Genomic DNA, 7,387 nt, shown 5'->3' on the forward strand with positions numbered 1-7,387 from the left:
CGGGACCACCGACCCGTGCCCGGCAGGGAAAGGAAGCGCATGCGCGCCCAGGAGATCACCTTCCTGAAGCTCGTCCAGGGGGACAAGCAGTTCCAGGTACCGCTCTATCAGCGGACGTACAGCTGGGGCAGGGAGCAGCTCAAGCGCCTCTGGGAGGACGTCGGTGAACTCGTCGGCCAGCATCTGTCCGGTGAGCCCACGGCGCCGCATTTCCTGGGCTCCGTGGTGCTCGCGCCCGGACAGATCCAGGCCGGCGGCGTGCAGAGGTGGCTGGTCGTGGACGGTCAGCAGCGGCTGACGACGCTGATGCTGGCGTTCGCCGCGCTCCGCGACCACCTCAAGTCGACCGGCGACGAGCGGGGCGTGGACCGAGTGCACCGGCAGGTGCTGGTCAACGAGTTCCACGAGGGCCTCGACCACTACCGGTTACTGCCGACACAGGCGGACCGGGAGGCGTACACGGCCTGTGTGCGGTCCCGGGCCGAAGCGGGTGGAAGCGACAACGTCGGCGCGGCCTACCGGTTCTTCCGCGGTGCGTTCGCGGAGGGCCACGAGGCGGGCGACGAACGGTGGACCGCGACCGTCGAGACCGTGTTGAAGGACCTGCTCTCCATCGTCGAGATCACCGCCGAGCCCGGCGACAACGTCTATCGGATCTTCGAATCCATCAACAACACGGGTGTGGGGCTCAGTCAGAGCGACCTCTTGCGCAACTACGTGTTCATGCTGCTGCCCAAGCGGGGTGAACGCGTCTACCAGGAACTGTGGCTGCCCATGCAGCAGAGCCTCGGCCCGAAGAATCTCGAACTGCTCGTGTGGCTGGACCTGATCGTCCGCGGCAACTCCAAGGCGAAGCAGAGCGAGATCTACCGGGAGCAGCAGAAGCGGCTCCAGTCGCTGGTGGGCGACGAGGGGGCGCTGCAGTACGAGGTCGAGCAACTGGCCCAGCGGGGGAGGCGGTTCCTGCGTATCGTCGAGCCGGCGCGTGAGTCGTCGCCGAAGCTGCGTGCGGTGCTGGAGCGCCTCGCCGCCTGGGGCGGTCAGACCCACTACCCGCTGGCCCTGCACCTGCTGGACCTCGTCGACGCGGGGAGGACGACACCGGACGATGCCGCCGAGGCGCTGCGGTACGTCGAGTCGTACCTGGTGCGGCGTCTGATCTGCCAGACACCCACCACCGGCCTGAACCGGATCTTCATGGAGGCGCCGACAAGCCTGGAGACCGACCGGCCGGCGGCCGAGGCGGTCCGCCGGTTCCTCTCCGGACGCCGTCGCCGGTGGCCGAGCGACGAGGAACTGCGTACGGCGATCCGCGGCAAGCCGTTCTACTGGAGCGGCCGTCCCCCACAGCGCAGTTACATCCTGCGCCGTCTGGAGGAGAGCTACCGCCCCTCCGAGCCGGTCGACTTCGCCAAGGCGGCTCTCAGTGTGGAGCACGTACTACCGCAGCGGCCCGCAGCGGCATGGCTCCAACTGCTCGCCGAGGAGACCGAGGAGAACCAGACCCCCCAGGAGCTGCACGACCTGGTGGTGCACACGCTCGGAAACCTCACGCTCACCGGTGACAACTCGAAGCTGTCCAACCACCCCTTCGAGCGCAAGCAGCAGATCCTCGAATCGAGCGCTCTGCGGATGAACCTGGAGATCGCCGAGGCGAAGCGCTGGGGCAAGGCGGAGATTCTCGACCGGGCCGACCGCCTGACCGACCGCGCGGTGGAACTGTGGCCAGGCCCGATCGGCGGGATCAAGCCGGTGGGCGAGGAGTCACCCGGCTGGACGGAACTGCGGGCCGCCCTGGTGGTGATGCCCAGTGGTACATGGACGACCTACGGCGACATCGCCGAACTGATCGGCAGTCACCCCGTGGCCGTGGGCGCCTACCTGGGCTCCAACCCCTCACTGATCGGCGCGTACCGGGTCCTCACCGTGGAGGGCAAGATCTCCCCCTCGTTCCGCTGGCCGGAGGGAGGTGACCGGCAACCGCCGCAGGAGCTGCTCGCCAGTGAGGGCATCCGGTTCGACTCGTGGGGGCGAGCACACCGCTCCCAGCGCCTGTCCGCCGCCGAACTGGCCACCCTGCCGGGCAAGGACGTCACTCAGCCGGTCGCTCAGGACCCGCTTCCCGAGGGCGAGGACTCGGCGGCGGCAGAGCGCTTCCGCACTCAGTTGCGGGAGAACTGGCCGGACGCCCACGACGGCGTCCTGGCGGCCCTCGACTTCTGGCGCCGCCAGGGCGGTTACGTCAACTACGGCCGTTTCGAGGAGACGAGCTGCTTCCCGATGCTGGACGCCGGCACCAGCCACCGGCCCCACCTGATGTGGCCGGTCGGCATCTATCCGGTGAGCGGCACGGTCGAGGTCGTCTTCCAGTACCTCAAGGACCGCAGCCCCTTCGACGACACGGAACAGCGCCGCGAACTGCTGAACCGCCTCAACAAGATCGAGGGCGTCGACCTGCCCGAGGCGAAGCTGGAACTGCGGCCGTCCTTCCCGGTGCGGGTCTTCGCAGAGCACGGGGAGGAGATCTGCGAGGTGCTGGACTGGTTCGTGGGGGCGGCTGCGCTGGATCTGGCGCAGCGGGACTGAGTGAAGCGACCATCGCGTACGAGGGAGGCATCCGTGCACGTACTGAGCGAGCTCGAGCTGACGCGCGGCAGTGGCCAAGTGACGAAAACCGGCACGACGCTGTCCGGTGAGCCATCGGTGGCGAGCGCCGTCGAGTGGGAGCTGCACCTGCCCGGGCGTCCGACGCTGAAGATCCACGACAACCATTGGCGCAACGGCGAACGGGACCTGGTGGTCCACAAGCCCCCGGTCATGCCCGAGATGCCCTCGGCCCTGTCGAATCTGCACGGGCGGCTGCGCTCCGGCATCGCCCCCACACCGGGACGGCAGGAGCTCCGCGTCATGGTGTATCCGACGTACGTCGACAAGCACGGCAGGCCGCGGATCAACAAGTCCCTGACCACGGAAGCCCTCGCCGACCGGATGGGGCTGTTCGTACTGCGGGAGCTGACCGACAGGGAAGACGTCACGCTGGAGCCCGCTCACGACCGCCCGGACCTGCCGCTCGTCGACCTGGACGACCCGCAGGACGAGAAGCCCCTCCAGCACGCCTTGTTCTTCCCCGCCGAGGACGACGAGACGCCGGTACTCGGCTTCGTCCACTTCCGTGTCCTGCCGGTGCTCCGTCACATCGACTGGCTGGCTTCGGACGGAGGGTGAGGAAGAGTGGTGCCGGGCAGGACGTGCCGAGGGACCGTCCGCAACCTCAGCGGCCACACCGTCTGCTTCACGGGGCGCGTGCTGGTCGACGGGGAGTGGACAGTCAGGTCGCGCTGTGAGCAACTGGTCATGGATCGCGGTGCGGATCCCAAGACTGATTTTTCGCGGAAGATCACCCTGGTCGTCTATGGCGACCTGGCCAGCAAGGTGGTGACGGACAGCCGCCGTGCATACAGCAGCAAGCTCGTCGGTGCCGACATCTCGCGCAACGACGGGCAGCACGTCTGTGTCGTGGACGCAGACGGCTTCTCGAAACTGCTCAAGCGGCGTCCCGCCCCGTGTCTGAAGCTGAGGAGGTCGGGCGGCGGGCGCGTGCGCCCCGTGGCAGCCGCCCCGACCGCAGACGAGGTTCTCGGCGGCCCTCTTCAGGTGCGCAGACCAGGCCGGCGCTCGTCCGCGCAGCTCACGCTCGATCTGAGCCATCTCGACAAGGCGACGTCCGCACACGAAGCGACGGTGAGTGCGCTCCTCGTGCACCTTTCCGGCCGGGGCGTCGAGGTACGCACCCACGCGCCGGGCGCTCCCGCATTCGACGCGGGATGGTCACGCGGGACGGACGTGTTCATAGCCGGGGTCAAGAGTCTGACGGGAGCGAGGGAGGATCAGCAGATCCGTCTGGGCATCGGACAGGTCCTCGACTACGCGCACCAACTCCGCACCGCCCACCCCGGTCGCCGCCTTCATCCCGTCCTGGTGCTGGAGAAGCGCCCGGTGGACCCCCGGTGGTCCTCATTGGCCCGATCCGCCGGCATACGGCTTACGTGGGCGCCCGGCTTCCCGGACGTCTGAGGGTGAGCTGCGTGCACGGGACGGCGCATCCTACGGCCCCATCGTGCTCAAGGGGGCCGGCGACGGCCCTGTGACCGCGGGAGAAGGGCATGGGACCGTCCCCTGCCGGTGACAACGGCGGAGGGCATCGGCCCGTCCATGCCGGTTCCCCTCCCGAGGTCGCCCAGCGAGCGGCGGCCACGACCTCCTCGCGCAGGGCCCGTCATCCGGATGCAAGCAGCACGTTCCTGCTCGGCCGAAGCCGCGCGGGCACCCCGTGTCGGAGGTGCCCGCGCGTCCGTATTCCACACAACCTCTGATGATCACGCGGTAGCCGTTTCCCTATCGGCCTGGCCACGAACTGGTCAATCGGCTCGGGGTCTAATCGGCAGCGCAGCTCGCGGACTCGGATCCAGTCAGTTCGGTAGACCCCGTGCCAGTACTCTCGCCCTCACTGCCCGCCTCGATGGGGGCGTGACACCGCCGTTGAAGCGCATCGCGTTCAACGTCCGGGATCGTCATCGACTCGGCAAGCACGGCGGCGAGCGCGTCCACTTGAGTGTTGTTGATCTCAGCGTGGAAGAGCCACCGGATGTTCTCGTCGCGCGTGATGAGGTCGATCGCCAAGCGCGCGCTTCTGTCCTGTGTGGTCGCTGCTCGGACGTACCGCACTTGGTCGATCGGTATGTCTTGACGGATCTCGCCTTGCTCAAGGAAGGCGTTCGTCTTGGCCGTGATGATGCGGCGATCCGTGACGGCGACCAGTGTCTTTACCGCGGCCTTGTCCCTCGCTGCCGCCAACTTCTCCTTCGCTCCGCCGAGGATCGCAGAAATGGGACCGAGGGCATCGAGCTCGTCGGGGAAGCCGAGGACACGCAGAGTCTCACCGTCCCCCAGGAACCATCGCAGGATGCGAAGGTACGGCTCGGGATCCAGCGATTCGGATGCGCAGACGACGCCCGGAGCCTCGGGCATAGGGACCAGCGGATGAAGAGCATCGGCAAGAGGCTCGATCGCCTCCAGAAGACGGGCGGAGGTTTCGCGGGCAGCCTTCACCTCCTTCCGCTTTCCCGGCAGCGGCCATGCGTCGGGTCCGGGGAGCTCGGCGATGATCCGCAGCTCCCGCGTCAGCGCGTCGACGAGGCTCGTCGTCTCGGCGAGAGCGGAGTCGAACTCCGCACGGGTGTCGCGCGCGATGACCTCGGCGTACTGCGCCTCGGCGGCGTCTTCGCGTCCAGCGGCCCTCGCCCTCGCGGCGCGGAGCGCGTGATACCCGGTCCATGCCTTGAGGGAGGACAGGAGGGCGTAGGCGTCGAAGACGATCGCCTCGGCGTTCGTCTGCAGATACTCACGGTGGCTGCGTGCGTCGGGCCGACCCATCTGCCTGACGTGGTCGTGGACGTTCCCTCGGTAGAGCTCGAGCTGCTTCTGCAGCAGCGCTCCACTGCCCGCGACGTCCTCCCACAGGGACGCCGGGACCGATTCGATCTCTCGCGCCTGGTCGACCGCGCGATCGACGGCGGCGACGAGCCCCGTCAGTTCGGCCCACTGATCCTTGCGGATGGTGGTCAGGACCTGACTTGTCACCGCGAGGTTGGTCCTGACGAGGCCCGAGACCTCACTCAGCATCATCTGAAGGGCGACCATGGCCAGCGCCGGCCCGATCGAGGCCGCGGTCTGCGCCTTGCTCACCGCATTCACGGAGTAGAAGCGGGCCTGATGCAGGATGCGGCCAGGAACCATCACCGCTCCGAGGTTCGCGCCATCCTTGACGGCGAGCGTCGCGCCGCTCTTCAGCAGGGCCTGTGCCGTGTCGCCGATCCTGTAGAGCCCCTGCACGCCGGCGAACGCGTTTCCGAGGTTGCCGGCCACGGTCGCCGCGTTCCCGATCGAGGCGAGGATCGCTGAGATCTGCTTGCGGTCGGCAGCCGGCACGATCCCGAAGTCGATCAGATCGGGCTTCAGCTCCGGCGGGACCTCACCGGCGACGAGAGCCACCCCTGGGAGCACCTCCACCAGGACCGTCGACGCCGTCGTCGAGTCGATGTCCGAGTCGGACGTCGAATCGTCCACAACAGGTGAGTCGGCGGTATTGCTCCGGCCGTTCTCCTCAGGCTCGGCGATCTCCATCGAGTCCGAAGGGTCCTGCATGCGATCTCCTCCCCCACGGGCGCGCAACGGCCGGACGTCGTCGGCGTTCCCCGGCGAAGTCTACGACTCGACACCCTGCGGTTCAGCCTGAATCCACCGGTGCTGATTCCGGATCGGCTTGACCGTGGGCTCGTCCAGTCACCCGCTCCGTGATTCGGCTCGAACCAGCACCTCCGTGGGTTTACGACCGGGGTACCGACCTGTGCCGGATCCGGCACGCGGTCAGCAGCTTTCGCCGAACTTGACGGCCCCGATCGTCACCGGCTGCCCGTCGAGCTTCGCCCCGGCCGCCGGGTCGGTCGAGCAGACCTGCCAGTTCGACTCAAGGAGCACCATCCGGTCCTGGCCTGACACGTCGTCGACCGTGATGCTGGTGGAAGCGTCGAGCGCCTGGCGGGCGACCTTGACGGACTTCCCCACGAAGTTCGGCATGGTGGAGCCGGCCTTCTCAGGTTCGCCCTGTTCACCGCCCGCGGGGCAGGTCTCTTCGAGCTTGACGGTGCCGAAGTCGATTTTCGTGTCCGTCGAGTGCGTGCCGGGCGTCGGGGTCTGGGAGCAGACCTTCCAGCTCCGGTCGAGGATCTGGTTGCGGCCCCGGCCGAGCGCGTCGTGCGACGTGAGGTGGTAGAAGCCGACGGCCTGCGCCTCGTCCTGGGCACTCTGCAGCCCCTTGCCGACCATCTCCGGCAGCTTCGCGGTGGTCTTGGCGGCGGTCGAGGGTTCCTGGGTCGCCTCATCGTCACTGACGGCCGACGACTTGGGGGCAGGAGCCGCGGGGGTGGGAGCCGTAGGGATGGGGTCCGTGGACTTGGCGTCCGTGTCGGTGTCGGTGGTCGGGCCGCAGGCTGTGAGTGCGGCGAGCAACAGCGCAGCGGCTGCCGAGGTGCGAGTGGTGCGCATGATGAACCCCAAGGACGTTACCAATGAGAGTGGCCCACCGTGCGGATGCGGGCGAGGCCCGCTTCCCCGGTCAAGCCTGACAAGATGCCCGACCGATGACGAATCAGACGTCACTCGGCGGCACTTGACCAGCCCAGTATGCAGTTTGTGGACTGAGTTCACAACTCAATGATAGAAATCCGGCGTGCACCCCTGCCCCTTTACGTGCAGGCCGTCTAGCGTGATGCGCCAGAAATTTCAGCTGTAAGTCCGTATGCTGTTTCCATGTCGCATCGAGGTCCGC

General features: G+C 67.7%; 5 protein-coding genes. 3 read left to right on the forward strand and 2 right to left on the reverse strand.

Features of this window, described 5'->3' with window-relative positions; genetic code table 11:
- The first annotated feature begins 39 nt into the window (after window positions 1-39).
- The 3 genes from ACFPZI_RS22230 to ACFPZI_RS22240 all read left to right on the forward strand — a co-directional run bounded on the left by ACFPZI_RS22230 (window position 40) and on the right by ACFPZI_RS22240 (window position 4,074).
- Window positions 40-2,586, forward strand: a complete 2,547-nt coding sequence (locus ACFPZI_RS22230; RefSeq protein WP_381365654.1) for a GmrSD restriction endonuclease domain-containing protein — start codon at window positions 40-42, stop codon at window positions 2,584-2,586.
- A gap of 33 nt (window positions 2,587-2,619) precedes the next feature.
- Window positions 2,620-3,225, forward strand: a complete 606-nt coding sequence (locus ACFPZI_RS22235) for a hypothetical protein (RefSeq protein WP_381365657.1) — start codon at window positions 2,620-2,622, stop codon at window positions 3,223-3,225.
- 129 nt (window positions 3,226-3,354) lie between these two features.
- A complete protein-coding gene (locus tag ACFPZI_RS22240) occupies window positions 3,355-4,074 on the forward strand; it encodes a hypothetical protein (RefSeq protein ID WP_381365659.1) in 720 nt (239 codons plus the stop codon).
- 360 nt (window positions 4,075-4,434) lie between these two features.
- Here ACFPZI_RS22240 and ACFPZI_RS22245 read toward each other — a convergent pair whose 3' ends face one another.
- Complete coding sequence (locus tag ACFPZI_RS22245; protein WP_381365662.1) at window positions 4,435-6,204, reverse strand: hypothetical protein; 1,770 nt, start codon at window positions 6,202-6,204, stop codon at window positions 4,435-4,437.
- A gap of 222 nt (window positions 6,205-6,426) precedes the next feature.
- Window positions 6,427-7,104 (reverse strand): PASTA domain-containing protein, encoded by a 678-nt coding sequence (locus tag ACFPZI_RS22250; protein WP_381365664.1) that lies wholly within the window; start codon window positions 7,102-7,104, stop codon window positions 6,427-6,429.
- Window positions 7,105-7,387: the final 283 nt, after the last annotated feature.

The sequence above is a fragment of the Streptomyces chlorus genome (assembly GCF_042655885.1).
Classification (GTDB): domain Bacteria; phylum Actinomycetota; class Actinomycetes; order Streptomycetales; family Streptomycetaceae; genus Streptomyces; species Streptomyces chlorus.

Bases quoted from the DNA above. Each gene is read 5' to 3' on its own strand.
- ACFPZI_RS22250 (WP_381365664.1), bottom strand. From the start codon at position 7,104: ATGCGCACCACTCGCACCTCGGCAGCCGCTGCGCTGTTGCTCGCCGCA.
- ACFPZI_RS22240 (WP_381365659.1), top strand. From the start codon at position 3,355: ATGGATCGCGGTGCGGATCCCAAGACTGATTTTTCGCGGAAGATCACC.
- ACFPZI_RS22230 (WP_381365654.1), top strand. From the start codon at position 40: ATGCGCGCCCAGGAGATCACCTTCCTGAAGCTCGTCCAGGGGGACAAG.
- ACFPZI_RS22245 (WP_381365662.1), bottom strand. From the start codon at position 6,204: ATGCAGGACCCTTCGGACTCGATGGAGATCGCCGAGCCTGAGGAGAAC.